Annotated in this window: 16 protein-coding genes; 12 read left to right on the top strand and 4 right to left on the bottom strand. The window is 43.4% G+C overall.

Annotated features, from left to right (window positions below):
- Nucleotides 1-25: 25 nt before the first annotated feature.
- The gene (locus C5469_RS10585; RefSeq protein WP_166305890.1) at nucleotides 26-790 is read right to left on the bottom strand and encodes a 2OG-Fe(II)-dependent halogenase WelO5 family protein; all 765 of its coding nucleotides are present in this window, start codon (nucleotides 788-790) and stop codon (nucleotides 26-28) included.
- A gap of 101 nt (nucleotides 791-891) precedes the next feature.
- Here C5469_RS10585 and C5469_RS10580 point away from each other — a divergent pair, with 101 nt between their 5' ends.
- Nucleotides 892-1,326, top strand: a complete 435-nt coding sequence (locus C5469_RS10580; RefSeq protein ID WP_166305887.1) for a DUF1284 domain-containing protein — start codon at nucleotides 892-894, stop codon at nucleotides 1,324-1,326.
- 136 nt (nucleotides 1,327-1,462) lie between these two features.
- Here the strand turns inward: C5469_RS10580 and rsmS are convergent, their stop codons facing one another.
- Nucleotides 1,463-1,627 carry a pleiotropic regulatory protein RsmS gene (gene rsmS / locus C5469_RS10575; protein ID WP_166305884.1) on the bottom strand — a complete coding sequence of 55 codons (165 nt, stop codon included), beginning with the start codon at nucleotides 1,625-1,627 and terminating at the stop codon, nucleotides 1,463-1,465.
- A gap of 22 nt (nucleotides 1,628-1,649) precedes the next feature.
- Nucleotides 1,650-2,192: a primosomal replication protein PriC gene (gene priC, locus C5469_RS10570; RefSeq protein ID WP_166305881.1), complete on the bottom strand. Its 543-nt coding sequence runs from the start codon at nucleotides 2,190-2,192 to the stop codon at nucleotides 1,650-1,652.
- A gap of 143 nt (nucleotides 2,193-2,335) precedes the next feature.
- On the opposite strand from priC, the gene apt reads away from it, so the two are divergent.
- The 9 genes from apt to C5469_RS10525 all read left to right on the top strand — a co-directional run bounded on the left by apt (nucleotide 2,336) and on the right by C5469_RS10525 (nucleotide 12,775).
- The gene (gene apt / locus C5469_RS10565) at nucleotides 2,336-2,887 is read left to right on the top strand and encodes an adenine phosphoribosyltransferase (RefSeq protein ID WP_149616003.1); all 552 of its coding nucleotides are present in this window, start codon (nucleotides 2,336-2,338) and stop codon (nucleotides 2,885-2,887) included.
- Between the two features lie 96 nt (nucleotides 2,888-2,983).
- Nucleotides 2,984-4,960, top strand: coding sequence for a DNA polymerase III subunit gamma/tau (gene dnaX / locus C5469_RS10560; protein WP_166305878.1), 1,977 nt, complete (start codon nucleotides 2,984-2,986; stop codon nucleotides 4,958-4,960).
- Between the two features lie 53 nt (nucleotides 4,961-5,013).
- On the top strand, nucleotides 5,014-5,343 hold the full coding sequence (locus C5469_RS10555) for a YbaB/EbfC family nucleoid-associated protein (protein ID WP_021323842.1): 330 nt from the start codon (nucleotides 5,014-5,016) through the stop codon (nucleotides 5,341-5,343).
- Entirely contained in the window at nucleotides 5,343-5,948 is a 606-nt protein-coding gene (gene recR, locus C5469_RS10550; RefSeq protein ID WP_166305875.1) for a recombination mediator RecR, read from the top strand. The genes C5469_RS10555 and recR overlap by 1 nt, the downstream gene beginning before the upstream one ends.
- A 259-nt stretch (nucleotides 5,949-6,207) precedes the next feature.
- Nucleotides 6,208-8,100 (top strand): molecular chaperone HtpG, encoded by a 1,893-nt coding sequence (htpG, locus tag C5469_RS10545; protein ID WP_207628941.1) that lies wholly within the window; start codon nucleotides 6,208-6,210, stop codon nucleotides 8,098-8,100.
- Between the two features lie 183 nt (nucleotides 8,101-8,283).
- The gene (adk, locus tag C5469_RS10540; protein ID WP_166305869.1) at nucleotides 8,284-8,940 is read left to right on the top strand and encodes an adenylate kinase; all 657 of its coding nucleotides are present in this window, start codon (nucleotides 8,284-8,286) and stop codon (nucleotides 8,938-8,940) included.
- A 163-nt stretch (nucleotides 8,941-9,103) separates the two neighbouring features.
- Nucleotides 9,104-10,084, top strand: a complete 981-nt coding sequence (gene hemH / locus C5469_RS10535; protein ID WP_166305866.1) for a ferrochelatase — start codon at nucleotides 9,104-9,106, stop codon at nucleotides 10,082-10,084.
- 178 nt (nucleotides 10,085-10,262) lie between these two features.
- Nucleotides 10,263-11,366 carry an LPS O-antigen length regulator Wzz(fepE) gene (gene wzz(fepE) / locus C5469_RS10530; protein WP_166305863.1) on the top strand — a complete coding sequence of 368 codons (1,104 nt, stop codon included), beginning with the start codon at nucleotides 10,263-10,265 and terminating at the stop codon, nucleotides 11,364-11,366.
- Between the two features lie 98 nt (nucleotides 11,367-11,464).
- Nucleotides 11,465-12,775 (top strand): inosine/guanosine kinase, encoded by a 1,311-nt coding sequence (locus C5469_RS10525; RefSeq protein ID WP_166305860.1) that lies wholly within the window; start codon nucleotides 11,465-11,467, stop codon nucleotides 12,773-12,775.
- Nucleotides 12,776-12,971: 196 nt separating this feature from the next.
- Here C5469_RS10525 and C5469_RS10520 read toward each other — a convergent pair whose 3' ends face one another.
- Nucleotides 12,972-13,391 (bottom strand): GFA family protein, encoded by a 420-nt coding sequence (locus C5469_RS10520; protein WP_166305857.1) that lies wholly within the window; start codon nucleotides 13,389-13,391, stop codon nucleotides 12,972-12,974.
- An 803-nt stretch (nucleotides 13,392-14,194) separates the two neighbouring features.
- Here C5469_RS10520 and C5469_RS10515 point away from each other — a divergent pair.
- Both C5469_RS10515 and C5469_RS10510 read left to right on the top strand, forming a co-directional pair.
- A complete protein-coding gene (locus C5469_RS10515) occupies nucleotides 14,195-17,326 on the top strand; it encodes a hypothetical protein (protein ID WP_242689433.1) in 3,132 nt (1,043 codons plus the stop codon).
- A 470-nt stretch (nucleotides 17,327-17,796) separates the two neighbouring features.
- A complete protein-coding gene (locus tag C5469_RS10510) occupies nucleotides 17,797-18,597 on the top strand; it encodes a tyrosine-type recombinase/integrase (RefSeq protein WP_339414075.1) in 801 nt (266 codons plus the stop codon).
- Nucleotides 18,598-18,799: the final 202 nt, after the last annotated feature.

Genomic DNA, 18,799 nt, shown 5'->3' with positions numbered 1-18,799 from the left:
GACTCCAGCATCTTATCAAAATGCATTACGACCATAGGATCAGATTCTTCTCACTTAACAGACCGATGAAAGAGCCTGTGGCAATCCGATTGCCTCTCGCAGGCAAGACGATATGAGGATTACTAGTATTGAAAATGACGACGGAACCAACTTGAGGTTGGAAGGTGAAAGATTCGCAATCAACCAATAGAGAACTATCATATGGCTTATATGTTTTATCTGCGATGGTATTTTTGAATGGTTGATTATAGATAACAGTTTCTCCTCCTTGAGAGGGAGACGAAACATAGAGGTTCCAGGCAAGCTGGGTAGACACATCTCCGATAACTAGGTTTCCTTTCGCAAAAGTGGGTGCATAGTCTATATGCAAGTCAGAACCACCGGAGATAATACGAACGATACCGGCAAAATAGGGACCTAATCCCGGCTCTTCTGCGACTGAAATGTTGAAATCTGTATCATGATCGATACATCGTATAAACCGATCGACTGGATCAAAAGCCTGATTGATGATTTGAGTACGTTCTTTTTCAGCTGTGCTGACTTGAGCAAAGTACTCTTCTTTGGGTCGGTTACGATAATGAGCTAACGGATTTCCTAGGTAAAAGCCCGGTCTCCCGAATTCATAGGGTTTTGCTTTCATGCTCAGTATTATAGTTGAAAGCTGTTCAGATTCCTCTGTCGTTGCAAAATCATTTATCACTGCTGCTGGAATCTGGTTATCTATGAGTGCTTGCAAGCTTTCTGATGATAATTTGATAAGTTCGTTTGATACCCACCTTGACAACATGATAGCCAATTCCTAGTTTATTTTCTTTATATTAGGAAAATTGATCATATAACACTGATTGTATAATAATGCAACACTTGACCATGTTCAGGAGCGCGATAATGACAATATCTCTGAGAGGTCACCACCTTCTTTGTATTCTTACCTACGCCGGCAACGGATATTCCCCTAGTTTTATTGAAAACTACAATAAAATTATTCCCCGAATTCGGGACGAAGACATCCTGATTGTGGCAGGGCCAGATGATATATGTATGCCTTTACTTGGAGAGGATGCCCCTCATTGTTTAGGAGAAAGTGTCATTATTCGGGATAGCCATGCTTTAGAAGCTGTTAGCACTCTTATGGGTTGGCCTGTCGAAATAGGTCATATATTAAGACTTGATTCAGCCTATTTTAGACAGGCTCGATGGGCTTTCAGACGTGGGATTGTAAGGGCCGCCTGTGTAGGTTGTGAGTGGGAGCAACTTTGTACTCGAATTGCTGTTGATGATTATGCCTCAACGTTCCTAAAAAGAAGCGATGGGAAGAATTAAAGGCGAGGTTAACATAAAGTCATTTGAAATGTTACAAAGGCTGAACTGGGAATGTGTAAGAACCCATTAAGACTAATGCGGATCTTTTGTAGTATCGACGAGGTATCTATTGAGGTGTTTGGCGCAAATCACTCAATTATTCACTTGTAGATTGTGGTTGCTTCACTAATTTTGCTTGATAATCACGCTTGACTATTTCCAGTGTGGCGAGTGCGATTTCAGGAGTGATTTCGTTGCACTCCAGTAAATAGATTAGATCAACAGCAAGTTGAACTTCAGGCGGTGCATGTTCGACAGACATAAAACATTCCTCATCTGAGTCGTTAATTCGTATTCTCTTTATATTCGATTGATTTTTCAATTCGCATCATAGACTGGCGGCAACGTGCTAGTCTTCCTGCTAAGGCTGCAATTTCTTTCTGTACTTTTTGCTGATTACTAAGTGTAGTTTGTTGATTCAATTTTAGCTCTCTATCATTGATCATTTCGAGTAGACGGCGTTCATAATCCTGATGTTCAGCGAGTTTATGATATAGGTCAGTGGCTTGTTGTTTATGCTCGAACTGACTCTCTTTTTTTCTCAGAGACTGGGTAGATAATTCACGCTTTAATGCTTCTATTTGGATCGTTAAACGTTCAGCTAGAAATGCGACTTGTTCTGTCTGGTTATCCTGAACACACTTTTTGAGTTGTTCCATGTTGTGCTTTACTTCTTGGAGATAGTCACGGAGCTTATCACTGTGTCGGTTAAATAAAGCCTGATCAAACCGGGCAGTGGAAAATGGTGTGTTTGCTAGTGGAGCGATCTCTTTTGCCAGTATACCAACTTGTTTTTCGAGCAAATTTAATAAATTTCGTGTACTCATTTATACCCTAAAGTGGTTATGTGCTGTGAAGCAGAATTGATTTTGAACGACAAAAAATAGGCTAATGAATGTTCATTGGTTGCTTTTTTCTATCAGTTTGCATAGATTTTAGCACCTTCGTGTTCTACTCACTGGCACCGATTATGACCGCAAACGCGCAGCAACTGCAATTTATTAAAGACAGCATAGAAACTATTCCCGATTACCCGAAAGCAGGGGTTCTTTTTCGTGATATTACAACCTTATTGGATAACCCTCCAGCCTATCAGGCAACAATTGATCTTCTGGTAGAGCGATATCAAGGCAAGGGCATAACAAAAATTGTTGGTACTGAAGCTCGTGGTTTTCTATTCGGAGCCCCTGTTGCGTTGCGTCTCGGTGTTGGTTTTGTTCCAGTGCGTAAAGCAGGTAAATTACCTCGTGAAACATTGAGTGAAACTTACAATCTGGAGTATGGCACCGATACACTGGAAATGCATAAGGATAGTATAATAGAGAACGATAAGGTGCTGGTTATTGATGATTTGTTAGCAACCGGTGGTACTGTTGAGGCAACCGCCCACTTAATTCGTCGTTTAGGTGGTGAAGTTTTTGAAGCGGCCTTTGTTATTGGTTTGCTTGATTTGGGGGGCGTTGAGCGTTTGCAAAGACAAGGTGTGAGTAGCTTTACCCTGCTTGAATTCCCAGGTCATTAATCTGCTTATTTTCGCATTACTGACATATCGGCCTCGCTGTCTATAGTGGGGCTGTGTTAGCATGGTGCCCAATTATATTCAATTTCCCCGGTATCAATGAGCTATCAGGTACTTGCCCGTAAGTGGCGCCCACAAATATTCTCTAATGTGATTGGTCAGGAACATGTCCTGATTGCGTTAGCTAATGGTCTTGCCCATGGCCGGCTTCATCATGCTTATTTGTTTTCTGGCACCAGAGGAGTTGGGAAAACAACGATTGCCCGCTTGTTTGCCAAGGGGTTGAATTGTGAAACAGGTATTACTGATAAGCCTTGTGGTAAATGTGCTAATTGTCTTGAAATCGAGCAAGGACGGTTTGTCGATCTGATTGAGATTGATGCTGCTTCTCGTACCAAAGTTGAAGATACGCGTGAACTGTTGGATAACGTGCAATATGCTCCAACTCGAGGGCGTTTTAAAGTCTATCTGATTGATGAAGTGCATATGCTTTCTCGGCACAGCTTCAATGCATTATTGAAGACGTTGGAAGAGCCGCCTGAGCACGTGAAATTTTTACTGGCAACGACTGATCCGCAAAAATTGCCAGTGACCATTCTTTCTCGTTGTTTACAGTTCCATCTCAAAGCGCTGGATGTCGCTCAAATAAGCGATCAGCTTGAGCATATTCTTAAAGCTGAACATCTAGAGAGTGACAGTCGTGCTCGTCAGCTCTTGGCTCGTGCTGCTGATGGCAGTATGCGTGATGCCTTAAGCCTGACAGATCAGGCTATTGCTATGGGACAAGGACAGGTGACGGCTGAAATAGTCAGCCGGATGTTGGGAACGTTGGATGATGAACAGTCTCTATCAATAATTGAAGCATTGGTCCGAGCTGATGGTCAACAGGTTATGGCATTGGTGGAGCAAGTTGCTTTACGGGGTTCTGACTGGGAAAATTTGTTGGTGGAGATTCTTTCATTGCTGCATCGTATTGCAATGATCCAACTGTTACCTTCTCAATCAGAGGTCGCCCCTTCTTCAATTGACGGTCGTTTGCGGCTATTAGCAAAGGCTATCTCACCGGAAGATTTGCAACTTTATTATCAAACTTTACTGATTGGTCGTAGAGATCTGGCATATGCACCAGAACGCAGAATGGGCGTTGAAATGGCTTTGCTCAGGGCTTTGGCATTTCATCCAAAAACAGTCATAGAAGAGGTTTCTGTACCGATGGTACAACCTGCGGTTATGCCATCCACCACAGTACAGCTGCAACATGACCACCAGAAGAGCATTCCTTCTACTAATCATGTGAGTGAATTGGTACAGATGGATAAAACTTCCCAGACAGAGCCTCAGATTCCTCAGGCACTTGTATCAAGCCCGACAGCGCAACTACTAAAAGCAAGGAATGCGTTATCTCGGCAACAAGAGCAAACGCCACCAAAAAAGTCTGAACCGGCTACGTCTATTAAGACAAGGTCGGCGACCTCGGCACTGGAACGGATTGCCGCAGTGTCTGGGCAACAACTTCAATCATCGGTAGTCAAAACTCAGGAAAGCAAGCCTGAGAAAAAAGAGGCTTACCGTTGGCGTGCTAAGAATATTGAGAAAAAACCAGAAACTTATGTGGCTACGCCAAAGGCTTTAAGAACAGCGTTGGAACATGAGAAAACACCAGAGCTGGCAGAGAAATTAGCGGAAGAATCCAAACAAAGAGATGCATGGGCAGCAGAAGTTGATAAACTTAAAATTCCTAAACTGGTGCAACAATTAGCATTAAATGCGTTCAAAGAGCAGGTTAGTGGTAATCAGATCTGTTTACACTTGCGTTCGAGCCAGCGTCACCTTAATTCCGCTTTTGCACAAAAGTCATTAACGGAAGCATTAAGCGAGTTGTATGGTGTAACGATTGAATTCAGCATTATTGAAGATGATAATCCGGCGGAGAAAACCCCGTTGGAGTGGCGACAAGCCATTTATGAAGAGAAGTTGGCACAAGCTCGCCAATCAATTATTGCGGATAAAACTATTCAGACATTAAGGCAAGTATTTGATGCTGAATTGGATGAAGAGAGTATCCGGCCGGTCTAACCGCTGCAATCTGTACCTGTTGTACGATGTAGCCATAGCGAAGAGAGAAAACTATGTTTGGTAAAGGTGGTTTGGGCAATTTGATGAAACAGGCCCAGCAAATGCAGGACAAAATGCAGAAAATGCAGGAAGAGATTGCCAATTTGGAAGTGACTGGTGAATCTGGTGCAGGTTTGGTTAAAGTGACCATTAACGGCGCTCATAATTGCCGTCGTGTTGAAATCGATCCAAGCCTGATGGAAGACGACAAAGAGATGTTAGAAGATCTCATTGCTGCGGCATTCAATGACGCAGCTCGTCGCATCGAAGAAACTCAGAAAGAGAAAATGGCAAGCGTTTCTAGCGGAATGCAACTGCCACCAGGTTTTAAGATGCCATTCTGATGCAAACTAGTCCTCTCCTTGAATCCTTGATGGAAGCATTGCGCTGTTTGCCAGGGGTTGGCCCTAAATCTGCGCAGCGGATGGCTTTTCATTTGCTACAGCGTGATCGCAGTGGTGGAATGCGTTTGGCTCAGGCATTGACAAGAGCAATGTCGGAAATTGGACACTGTAAATATTGCCGGACCTTTACTGAGCAGGAACAGTGTACTATTTGTGCCAACTCACGCCGTCAGCAAAATGGTCAAATTTGTGTAGTTGAAAGCCCAGCGGATATTCATGCCATTGAGCAAACTGGTCAGCTTGCAGGGCGCTACTTTGTGTTGATGGGGCACCTATCTCCGTTGGATGGTATTGGTCCGATGGATATTGGGTTGGATCGCCTTGAGGAACGTCTCTCCACTGAAGTGATTTCAGAGGTCATTCTGGCGACCAATCCGACAGTAGAAGGAGAGGCAACTGCTAATTATATTGCAGAGATGTGCGCCCAGTACGGGGTAACTGCAAGCCGTATTGCTCATGGTGTACCGGTTGGTGGTGAACTCGAAATGGTAGATGGCACAACTTTGTCGCATTCACTTGCTGGGCGGCAGAAGATTACTTATTAATTTTCTGCCAATGCCTTACGGTTTTGTCTGACTGGAAAAATATTGTTGCGTAGCCTGTTATAGATCAAACCGTGAAGATTTTGAGACGCTGCATTTATGCAGCGTATGGCTATAAATTATTTAAATATTTAACTTATTTACCCTATTTTACATTCTTTTGAATAACCTAACTTGAAATTCAGTTTATTTATCCCCATTTGAACTTCATCGTCTGATTTTATCTGTCTGAACTGGATTTAGATTGAGGTAACAAATGAGTATGAAAGGTCAGGAAACCCGTGGATTTCAGTCTGAAGTAAAGCAACTTCTGCAATTAATGATCCATTCACTCTATTCCAATAAAGAGATTTTTCTTCGTGAGCTAATCTCAAACGCTTCCGATGCTGCTGACAAATTACGTTTCCGCGCATTATCTGCCCCAGATCTTTATGAAAATGATGGTGAATTGCGTGTTCGCCTCTCTTTTGATAAAGAAAAGAGAATTATTACGATTAGTGATAATGGCATTGGTATGACCCGCGATGAAGTAATTGATAATCTTGGGACTATCGCTAAATCAGGAACAAAAGCTTTCCTGGAGTCTATTGGGTCCGATCAGGCGAAAGACAGCCAGCTAATTGGTCAATTTGGTGTTGGTTTTTACTCTGCATTTATTGTGGCGGATAAAGTCACTGTACGTACCCGTGCTGCTGGTGCTTCAACCGATCAAGGGGTATTCTGGGAATCGGTTGGTGAAGGCGATTACACTATCGCTGATATTGAAAAAGAAACTCGTGGTACAGAGATCACTCTTCATTTACGTGAAGGGGAAGATGAATTCCTGAATGACTGGCGTTTGCGTTCTGTTATCAGCAAATATTCTGACCATATCGCTCTTCCAGTTGAAATTGAAACTAAAAATAAGAGTGAAGAAGAAGGCGAAGAAGATACAGTAACTTGGGAAAAGATTAATAAAGCCCAAGCGTTGTGGACTCGTGGTAAATCTGAAATTACAGATGAAGAATACAAAGAGTTCTACAAACATATCTCTCATGATTTTACTGATCCGATGATCTGGAGCCATAATCGTGTAGAAGGTAAACAGGAATATACCAGCATGCTCTATATTCCATCTCAGGCTCCGTGGGATATGTGGAACCGTGAGCATAAGCACGGATTGAAACTGTATGTCCAACGCGTATTTATTATGGATGATGCAGAACAGTTCATGCCAAACTATTTGCGCTTTGTTCGTGGTCTGATTGATTCCAATGATTTGCCACTGAATGTTTCCCGTGAAATTCTACAAGACAATTCTATTACCCGTAATTTGCGTAATGCATTGACCAAACGTGCATTACAGATGCTGGATAAATTGTCAAAAGATGATGCAGAAAAATACCAGCAATTCTGGCAACAGTTTGGTCTGGTGATGAAAGAAGGTCCGGCAGAAGATAATACCAACAAAGAAGCTATCGCTAAATTGTTACGTTTTGCTTCTACCCATAATGACAGCTCTGCACAGACAGTTTCTCTGGAAGAGTATGTTAGTAGGATGACGGAAGGTCAGGATAAAATCTACTACATCACTGCGGATAGTTATGCTGCGGCGAAAAACAGCCCTCACTTGGAACTGTTCCGTAAGAAAGGTATCGAAGTTCTGCTACTGTCAGATCGCATAGATGAATGGATGATGAGCTATCTTACTGAATTTGATAGTAAAAAATTCCAGTCAGTCAGTAAGGCTGATGAATCTTTGAATAAACTGGCAGATGAAAATAAAGCTGAGCAGGAAGAAGCTGGAAAGCAACTAGAGCCATTTGTTGAACGTGTAAAAACATTGCTTGGCGATCGGGTAAAAGAGGTCAAACTGACTTACCGTCTAACTGATACTCCGGCAATTGTGACAACAAACGCGGATGAAATGAGTACACAGATGGCGAAATTGTTTGCTGCGGCTGGTCAGCAGGTACCGGAAGTTAAATACAATTTTGAACTGAATCCTGATCATCAATTAGTAAAACTAGCGGCTGATATTAGTGATGAAACACAATTTGCTGATTGGGTCGAACTACTGTTCGATCAGGCATTATTTGCTGAGCGTGGCACATTGGAAGATCCAAATCAGTTTATCCGTCGTATGAATCAGCTATTACTATCTGAGAAAGCTTGATTTAGTTATATCCTGGTAACGATTGTAAACCACGCCTCTGGTAGTGAGATGGGGCGTGGTTTATTTTTTGCAGAAAAATATCACGAAATCGTTTACCTGTTTCCTTGAGCGAACCCCATTCCAAATGGTATGGTGATTCGTTTTCTTAAAATATAAAAACTAACTAGCAAGGGGATTTACGCAATGCGTATTATTCTGCTGGGCGCTCCGGGCGCCGGTAAAGGGACTCAGGCGCAATTTATCATGGAGAAATATGGGATCTCTCAAATTTCTACCGGTGATATGTTGCGTACTGCAGTTAAGGCTGGCACAGAATTGGGTTTAAAAGCAAAAGAGCTGATGGATAATGGTAAGCTGGTTACCGATGAACTCGTCATTGCTTTGGTAAAAGAGCGCATCAAACAAGATGATTGCCGCAATGGATTCTTGTTGGATGGGTTCCCTCGTACTATTCCTCAGGCTGATGCAATGAAAGAAGCCGGTATTAATGTTGATTATGTTCTGGAATTCGATGTACCTGATGAGCTGATTATTGAACGTATCATTGGGCGCCGTGTACATGCACCATCTGGACGTGTTTATCACATCAGATTTAATCCACCAGCAATGGAAAACAAAGATGATGTTACTGGTGAAGAACTGACTATTCGTAAAGATGATCACGAAGATATCGTGCGTAAACGTTTAGTTGAATATCATCAGCAGACAGCACCTTTGGTATCCTACTATCAGAAAGAAGCTGAGATAGGCAACACCGAATACTTCAAAATTGATGGTACTCGAAAGGTGTCTGAAGTTAGCGAAGAATTAACCAAAATTCTGATTAATCAAGCTGAGTGATTCTTAAAAGGCGGCTTTAAGCTGCCTTAATCTTACATTATTTCTTTACTATTTCAGCTGATTAGCTGGTTTTTATTTATTGCTCTCATGGATAAACATGATTTTCATCTGTATTTTATTATGTTAGGGTTCTCATCAGTGAAAACAATAGGAAATCGGCATAATGAGCAGAAGCGATAAGTATGGCGTTTTATTAGTTAATCTTGGCACTCCTGATCAGCCGACAACTGCGGCTATAAAGCGTTATTTAGCCGAGTTTCTTAGTGATAAAAGAGTTGTAGATGTTTCCAAACTAATTTGGAAACCAATATTATATAGTATTATTTTGCCTTTACGTTCCTCACGTGTAGCAAAGTTATATCAGAAAATCTGGACTGATGAGGGTTCTCCTCTGTTGGTATATAGCCGTCGTCAGCAGAAATTATTGGCAGAAAAATTAGTAGACATTCCTATTGAACTAGGAATGAGTTATGGCTCTCCATCTATTGAGCAGGCAATTGACAATCTACTCAGACAGAATGTTGAACAATTGATTGTTTTACCGCTTTATCCCCAGTATTCGTGTTCCACATCTGCGGCTGTATTTGATGGTATTAGTCTGGCATTGCAGAAATACCGTACTATTCCCGGAGTCCACTTTATTCGCAGTTATGCTGACCATCCGGCTTATATTTCTGCACTGAAGGAGACAATTGAGAAGAGTTTTTATGAGCATGGTCAACCGGATAGATTATTGCTTTCCTATCATAGTATTCCGCAACGTTTTGTTGATACTGGTGATATTTATGCGGAGCAATGTGAGTTAACAACGCGATTGCTAAAGCAAACTATTAATTATCCAGCGGAGCAAGTCATGATGGCTTATCAATCGCGTTTTGGTCGAGAACCGTGGTTGATGCCATTCATAGATCAGACTATGAAATCACTACCTGGTCAGGGAATAAAACATATTCAGGTACTTTGTCCTGGTTTTTCATCTGATTGCTTAGAGACGCTTGAAGAGATAAAGCAGCAGAATAAGGAGATATTTCTTGATGCTGGTGGAGAGAAATTTGAATATATTCCGGCGCTTAACGACAATAGTCGTCATATTTTGTTGCTTGAGGTGTTAGTGAACAGGTTTGTCAGAGGTAGAGTTGAGTAGTAATGGAATTAATCTATCATTAGGGTTAATTGATTCTTTAATGGTATATTCCGACACAAGTGCCTGTCTGAACTGCCATACTTGGTTTTTAGGATAAATGAAATTAACCATAGGGTTCAGTGGGATGATGTTTTGTAGAGCAATTAGTAACAGCCATATTTGAATTTGGATATAAATAATGATTAATAAACCGGTTAAAAGCACTAACTTCAATGAAGAATACTTTAATTATTACAATTCAAAACAAGACGATGAAATCGATTTGTTTGAGTTATTTTCTGTTTTATTTCAATCAAAGTTATTGATTATTGTTGTTACTATCGTTTTTGCTGTTATTGGTTTTGCTGTAGCATCTTTAATGCCTCAAAAGTGGACTAGTTCAGCTTCAGTTATTCAACCTCAACTTGAAGAAATACAGCCACTTAAGAATCTCTTGACTACGTTAGAGGTTTTAAATTTACAACCATCGGTAACTTCATCATCGTTGTATCATAATTTTTTGAATAATTTTAATTCACGGGTTTTACGAGAAGAATATCTGATTAATACGGAATATTTTAAAAATCTGGTAGCTAAATCAGATGATCATTCAACACTTGCAAAAAGAAAACTTATTGAAAAAATTGTAAATGATAATATTTCATCTTCTTCAAAAGTGGAAAAAGATAATGACGATGGTGAGGTTAAACTGGCTTTCAGTGCAGAGACTGCTGAAGATGCATATAACCTGCTAAATGGTTACATTAACTATGCATCGTCTGTTGTGCGTGACCAAGTGAAAAACGAATTGGGTGATATGGTTAAACAGAAGCTTGCTTACTCTGATGGTTTATACCAGCTTGATTTAAACCGCGTGAGTAATATACAGAGAGCTAATATTGAGCGACTGAAACATGCATTGTCCATTGCTAATTCAGCGGGAATTAAAAAACCTATTTCTAGTGAAGGTGCAATGATCAAAGACGATCCAGATTACTCTATTGCTTTAGGTTCTGATGCATTACAGCGTAAGTTAAAAATTACGGAAGAAATTAAAGATCCAGCCTCAATTGATGCTGATTTACGTAACCGTATGTTCTATATAAATAAACTTAAGTCACTTAGAATAGATAAAGTTGACTTCCAACCGTTCAGATATATGCAGGCTCCTTATGAACCAACGGCGAAAGATTCTCCTAAGCGCCTGCTTATCTTGGTAGGCAGTGCTTTTATCGGCCTGATCCTGTCTGTAATTTTCGTTATGATTCGTCACATGGTGCGTAGTCGTCAACAAGCGGCTTAATGTTCTCTGGCAGCAAGTGTCATTGTGACATTTGCTGCTTGTCTGTTTTTATTGTGCTAATATGCTGCATCTTTATGTCCCTATAGCATCAATCAAATATGAAATTCCCTGGTAAACGTAAATCAAAACACTATTTTCCTGTCAGCCTGCGTGATCCCTTACTCCAGCCAATTAAAGACATGATGGATAGTGAGAATAATCGGGCTTATATCGTTGGTATTGATCAGACATTAGTGGATATTGAAGCGAAAGTAGACGAAGATTTTATCCGGCGTTATAACCTTAGCCAGGGACACTCATTGGTTATTGAAGATGATGTAGCTGAAACCTTGTATAAAGAACTTACTGATAATAATCTTATTAGCCATGAATTTGCTGGTGGTACTATCGGTAATACCCTCCATAATTACTCAGTTCTTGCTGATGATCGCTCTATTTTACTGGGAGCTATGTGTAACAATATTCAGATTGGCAGCTATGCTTATCGCTATTTATGTAATACCTCTAGCCGTACTGATCTAAATTATTTGCAAGGTGTGGATGGAGCAATTGGCCGCTGTTTTACTTTGGTAACAGAAAATGGTGAACGGACTTTTGCCATCAGTCCCGGACAAATGAATCAACTTAAGCCTGAGAGTATTCCTGAACAGATTATTGCTGAAGCTTCAGCTTTAGTATTAACTGCTTATTTGGTTCGTTGCAAGCTAGGTGAGCCAATGCCTGAAGCAACAATGAAAGCTATTGAATATGCGAAAAAACATAGTGTTCCTGTCGTTCTGACTTTGGGGACAAAATATGTCATTGCTGATGATCCACAATGGTGGCGTGATTTCCTGGCTGAGAATATTTCTGTTCTGGCAATGAATGAAGATGAAGCTTATGAGCTTACTGGTTTCAGTGATCCGTTATTGGCTTCAGATATGGCATTAAATTGGGTAGATTTAGTTTTGTGTACTGCTGGCCCGGCTGGATTATATATGGCAGGTTATACCGAAGAAGATTATAAGCGCCAGACAACTCATCCATTGTTACCGGGTGCTATTGCTGAATTTAACCGTTATGAATTTAGCCGTGCTATGCGTAAATCTGATTGCCAGACCCCTATGAAGGTTTATTCCCATATTGAACCTTATATGGGTGGACCAGAAAAAATTATGAATACCAATGGTGCAGGTGATGGTGCTTTATCTGCTTTACTGCATGATATAACGGCTAACAACTATCACAGAATGAATGTGCCGAATTCCAGTAAGCATACTCGTATTTACCTGACATATTCATCCCTTGCTCAGGTTTGTAAATATTCAAACAGAGTCAGCTATCAGGTATTGAGTCAGCATTCCCCACGATTAAGCCGTGGTTTGCCGGAAAAAGAAGATAGCTTGGAAGAATCTTACTGGGAAAGATAATTATTTAATAACATTAGTGAAATCCGCCGTAAACCCTGGCCCTATATCCGATAGGGCGGGGAACAGTCACAATGAATAAACCTATGGTGACAGTGATCCAAGAACCTACCCATGTTACTGTGAGTGAGGCTTATCAGTAATCTGATGCGTCTGGAAGATGTGCGATTGTAGTGGTCCACTTTTGCTCTGATATAGCCTATATGTATTCAACATTAGCAATCCAGTTTTGTTGACGACGTGTCAATCGAGCTTGCTCGCTTTCGTCAGTGAATTTAGCAGAAATATACTTAAGCATTGCAGGATCAACGTCTTCAAAGGTATTGACGTTAACTACGGCATAATCGCGACCGTTAATCTGACTAATGACAACAGGTACTACTCCGCACTGGCTACAGATGTGAAACTGCGCCGTACCTGTTTCAAAAGAGTATCTATGTAGAAGCTGTTGTTCTCTGATACTCAGCCGAAGCTGCCCTGTTGGGAATGATGTCCAGACTGCATTGTGCTTGGTACAAAAAGAGCAAGTACATGCTCGTGCCGGAATTTCCAGAGGATCTGGTTTCCAATTAAAGGTAAATTCAATATTCCTACAATGACAACTGCCGGAAATTAGCATGTGTACCTCCTCAGCTTTCGTGTCTTAACATTGAAGCGATTAGGCTGAATATCGCATTGCCTGTTATTAATAAGCCGATTTAGTATTGCAGGATATGCATTGGAACGCGAGTTGATGCTGTATATCGATGTTAAGTCGGAAAGAGGGGGATATTAATCAAACAATATTGATTATCTTTGTTGTTGTCTGAATTTGCCTTTTCTACATAAATTCCTTAGTGGCAGACGGGGAATTTTTTAGGTCATGTAAATGACACCCATGACGGTTTTTTTGATAAATAAAGAGGTAGATTATTTAAATACAGATATCTAATCGATCAATAGTAAAACATTGCATTAACTTGTTAATTTGATTTGCTTAACAGTTGCAGTGGAGTTTTTAAATATCGCGTTATAACGCAAAAATTAGATATAACAATTCGCTAATAAATAACCTTCCTGAAATTAGTCATTATTTATTCAACATATTATAAAAAATGTAACAACATAATTGAAACTATGTTCACGCGAACATGATTTTTTTAATAAATAATACCAGTTGTTAATAATTGATATTTAAATATACCGAAAATTGATTATATTCCCATGTTATCACTCATGTGATCTGCAATATAAACGAAAAATAGAGGAAATAATGATGACTGCAACTACAGAGCAAAGAACTATTGACTATCCAATATTCATCAACCTAAAGAACCATGGCCTGCAACTATTTCCCAAGTAATTGAATAACAAATCCGTATCGACAGACCGTCTTTCGCGGTGCGAAGGGCTTTCTTCAAAAACAGACAAAGGATCACTGCAATGGCTTTTATATCTAAAGATTTTACGAAGTTGCTTAATACCCTGATCGATCGACAGATCAAAGCAGCAGGTCGTCAGACCGAATGGTTCAACATGAGTCCTGACGAGCGTGCTGACTATATCAGGCAGGTAAACGAACGGCTGCAAGAAATGCAGCAGAGTACCCTGAGTGTGCTGGCTGCCCAACATTTTCAGATGCAGGACAACCCCGTTTCTGTCGGCGACCAGTTGCAGACGCTACAGCAAAGACGGCAGCAGATGGTCAATGTGCTCGGCACGCCGGCGATCAACGCTTACAAGCAGCAATTAGACCGTGACATCCTGTTGTACAGCCGCCAGCAGACGGCCATGACGCACTTTGACAGCACTTGGGATAGGGCTTTAGCCATCCTCAGTCCCGGTGGTACCAAGACCCTGAATGCGGTGACCTTGAGGGAGGATGCGGCGGGCAAGCAGGCCAAACTGGATACCAAGATCAAGCATCTGGAACAGCAACTGACCACACAGGTGGCTGTTTCCACGTTCAGCCAAAAATATGTGACGCTATTTTCCGAATTGCAGGCTTACAAGGACGTCAATACCCGCTACAACGCCTTGCTCAAGGTACCTCCTACGGAAGAAGCTACGGCCCTCGCCGCGCTGACCAAGGTGCCCCAAGCCTCCGATGATCTGCCGGTAAATATTTCACTACTGATGATGGAGGAACGTCCTGGCTACATCCGCATGAACGTCGCGCTGGTCAATGCCAGCACTGATGGTCGCTTCAAGGACTTCTTCCTAGAGAACGGCAGGCTGGTAGTGCCGACGGACGGTGTACTCAACTTTTCCTTCGGTACCGCAGCCCGCTCTCTGGCCTGGCAACAACAATACCGGCTCAAAAGTGAGCCGCCATCTTTCCGTTCGCCGACCTATACGCCAATTCGCTCAGTGCTGGTCAAAACTGCATTCGTCGAGAAGTACTTTGCCAACTACCTGGTTTCGGAAAGCACTTTGCGCGAAGGCTTCAAAGCGCAGTTGCTGGGTAATGGCCGCAAGATGTTGCTGACCAATGTTGATCGTAAGGTGCTGAACCAGATTGGGATTCAGGTTTCTGGTCAGGCTCTGAATACCACTATCACCCGTGAGGTACCATTGCCAGGCGCCTTGAGTGACCTGATCAACCAGAATGCTGATATCTCCAGCTTCCAGACTATCGGTCTGGAGGGGTTTCGCCAGAACAGTTACCACCCGGATCGTGACGGGCTTTTCGTCAATATCCATGAGCTGGAACGCTCGGTTGGTTTTGCCAGTCGCCAATACTTGCTGGAAATGCCACAGGGCAAAACTCCGAACAAAACCTACCTGTCCGCAACACCCTTTGTGGTGATGAGCGTTGATGGCGACAAGGTTAGCAGTAGTCATTTGAGTAAGGCACAGACCGCCGAATTGTATCAATACAATGCCGCATTTTTCGAGAAGCTGGATCGATTGCGAGACGATGGTGAGAAGGCCAGTCGTTTGTTTAACAGCATCGAACGTACAGCGTTCGAGCAGCAACTGGTGCGTTTGCTCGAACGCAATCACATCACCCCCGCAGGGGTGTTGGAGTCGGAGTACACCTATGACAGAATGCGCGATATCAAGGGCAATAATCTGAACAAGGTGCTGTGGGAACAGGCATTTGCCGCTTCGGTCTGGCATAGTACTGATAATGATCCGCTGCTATTAGGGTTGGCGGAGAACCTAGTGAAAAATCCAGCTGTAGTCAAGGTTCTGCAAAGTGGCTATGTGCAAAGTGATATTGCCCAGACCAAGAATTTGTTGGCACCGTTGTATGAACAGTGGCGCATTCAGGCTGTCGAAGCGGAAACCCAGCGGGTCGCTAGCGCCAATGCAGCACAGCATCCAAACAACCCCAAAATACAGGTCTTCGATCAAGTCGCGGTTGAGCGTTTGCTGGATGGCAAGTTGCTCACCTTGCTGTTGGCCGGTCCCAATGGCCTTGAGAGCGACGATGTGCAACTGCGTCCGGTAGTTGAGGCGGCGCTGTTGAGTAATGAAGGCAGGAGCCTGCGCAAACAGGTATTGTTCCATGTTTTACGTCCGGTAGCCGATGGCCTTTCCAAAGCCGCAGTCCCGGTCAATCCCCACGCCGCGCTGGGTGACAACAAGGTTATGATCAATAACCGCTTGAATCAGCCGGATCCGTATCTGCTCCTCAATACCAGTTCTGGAGAGCTGGCGTATCACGATGGTCAGTACCTGATCAAGGACGATAAGTACCGCAGCTACAACCAGTTCCGTCCGGACCCCAAGAATGACGCCACACGTTACATGAATGACCTGGACATCCCGTTCGTGGGGGGAATTTCCGGGACCACCCAGACTGTCAGCAATGCCTTGCCGGAATTGTTCGGTAGCGCGTTGAGCGTCAAACAGTACTGGCAGTTCCAGATGGCCAATGCGGCCTTCATGATCCGTAACGGCTATCATTCGTTCTTCGAAACCTTCTACGTCGCTGCGCGTTACGAACCGGAGGGTGCAGGTAGTATCGGTAAGGGCATATTGCAGATGTTCGACGAGTACCGCGCTGAAGGCAGCAAGATGGCGTTGCAGGGTGAATTGTATAACGGAGTAATGGCGCGAGTCTTGACAATCATCAATCAGGGCTTGCCGGTGGCTGATGAGTTTCATCCACCTCGTTTTACCCGCATTGGCCCAATGCCGGCGCTGTTGGGACAGGCGGCGAAGGATCTCGAACTCAGGGCCGGATTGGCGTCTGTAGGTGATGGATTTGAGTCCCGCCAAGGCAGTGCCGATATCCATCAGTTTGCCACTGATCCTATACAGTTCGCTAAAACCCATATCATCAGTGCTGAGGCGCTGGTCAAGTCGGGCCGCCTGCCGGCAGAGGGTAATGCCCAGTTGGTGAAGGTCACGCCTAACTTGTATGAGCTTGAATACACCGGGCAAAGAACCAGTGACATATCGACAAACAGCGTGGCGGCGTATTTCCTTGGCTATAACGGTTCGAATCAGGCCAATGCGGCGCCCGCCTATGTGGACATTCCTAAGCAGGTGGCACTGCGCAACTACCTCTTCACCAGTACGTTGTCGGTCAGCCCGCTAAGGTCAACAGCCACAGCCCGGTAAGCCAGTCGGCCTACGGCCTCCGCTGTTAATTACCCCCGCCCCAACCCCGCTGCACTGGCTGCGCGCGGCTCGCACTGCGCTGCGCTCCGTTGCTCGTCCCCGTGCTCGCCATCTCCGCCCCGTGCAGCCCCCAGGGGCTTCCCTGCTGAACAGCGTCACCTGCGGGCTTCGCCAGCCCGCACCCGGCCAACCCGCGTCAGCGGCGCAGGCAAGCTGCCCCGCCGCCACGGGTTCCCGAGAAAACCCGGTTCTGGCAGAAAAAGCGGGGCGAAACCCGGCACTGACATCGGGGAAAAAGTGAGCTAAAATCGGCCAAGTGCCCGTCGGGGCGAGTTGATATGCTCTTTAACAGGGTGGGAAAAAGCGGCGGAGAAAAAGGCTGTTAAATCAGGGGGAAAAGTCCGCTAAACGGTATGATGGCGTCGGGATAGTCCCTAAGATATGTATTGCATCAGTCCGGACGGAAAGGTGTGACCTGGAACAGTAAGATTGCGCATATGCGGGCGTTATTTAATTTGGCGATAAAAGAAAAAATACTGCCTCAAACGGAAAACCCATTTAATGGTGTCGTGGTTAATGCGAACAAGAAGAAAAAGAAAACATTAACCAAAAAACAACTGACAGCCCTGTATCTCACGATGGGGCAATTTGAAGAGCGGGAGCGACGGACAGCGGATAACCATCGTGCCCGCTGTGCATTATATCCGACCTGGTATTGGCTGACTGTACTGGATACGTTGCGTTATACCGGGATGCGGCAAAATCAGTTATTACATATCCGGCTTGGAGATATTGATCTGAAAGAACGTCGGATTATTCTTTGCTCCGAGGGGAGTAAGAACCATTATGAACATCAGGTGCCGGTAGTGAAATGGTTGTATCCGCGACTGGAAATTTTGCTGGAACGTGCTCAGGCCGCTGGGGCAAAACTGAATGATCCCCTGTTTTGTGTGGACTATTTTACCGCCAAAACAGACAGGGGAAACGAAACCGACCAGTTACAGACGATAAAATCATTCTTTCGGCGCTTGTCAAAGGAGTGTGGATTTGATGTGGGTCCACACCGTTTCTGGCATACATTGGCAACTGAACTGATGAAAGCGCCTGATCGTAATTTGCAAATGGTGCGCGGATTACTGGGCCATCGCAGTATTGCCACAACGATGGAATATATTGATATCAATCTGGATACTGCCGGGCGTGCGCTGGAGCGTGAATTAATGCTGTATATCGATGCTGAGCCAGAGAGAGGCGAAATGTTAATCGGATAAAACAGAATATGCCTGCTATTGATTGAACTTGTCTTAATCTATTACAAATTCCCTGTCGCAAGATAGGGAATTTTTTTGAACTGAGACAATCTCCCATAACTGACTTTCTTCTGATCAATTTAGGAAAGTTGAGTAACCAACTACAACATCGTGTTAATTAATTCATTGATTTTAGTTTGGATGGCTTGACAGTTGTAATAGA

The organism is Photorhabdus cinerea (genome assembly GCF_011189575.1).
Classification (GTDB): domain Bacteria; phylum Pseudomonadota; class Gammaproteobacteria; order Enterobacterales; family Enterobacteriaceae; genus Photorhabdus; species Photorhabdus cinerea.
The sequence above is the reverse complement of the archived record's forward strand: the minus strand, read 5'-3'. Positions and strand labels throughout refer to the sequence as shown.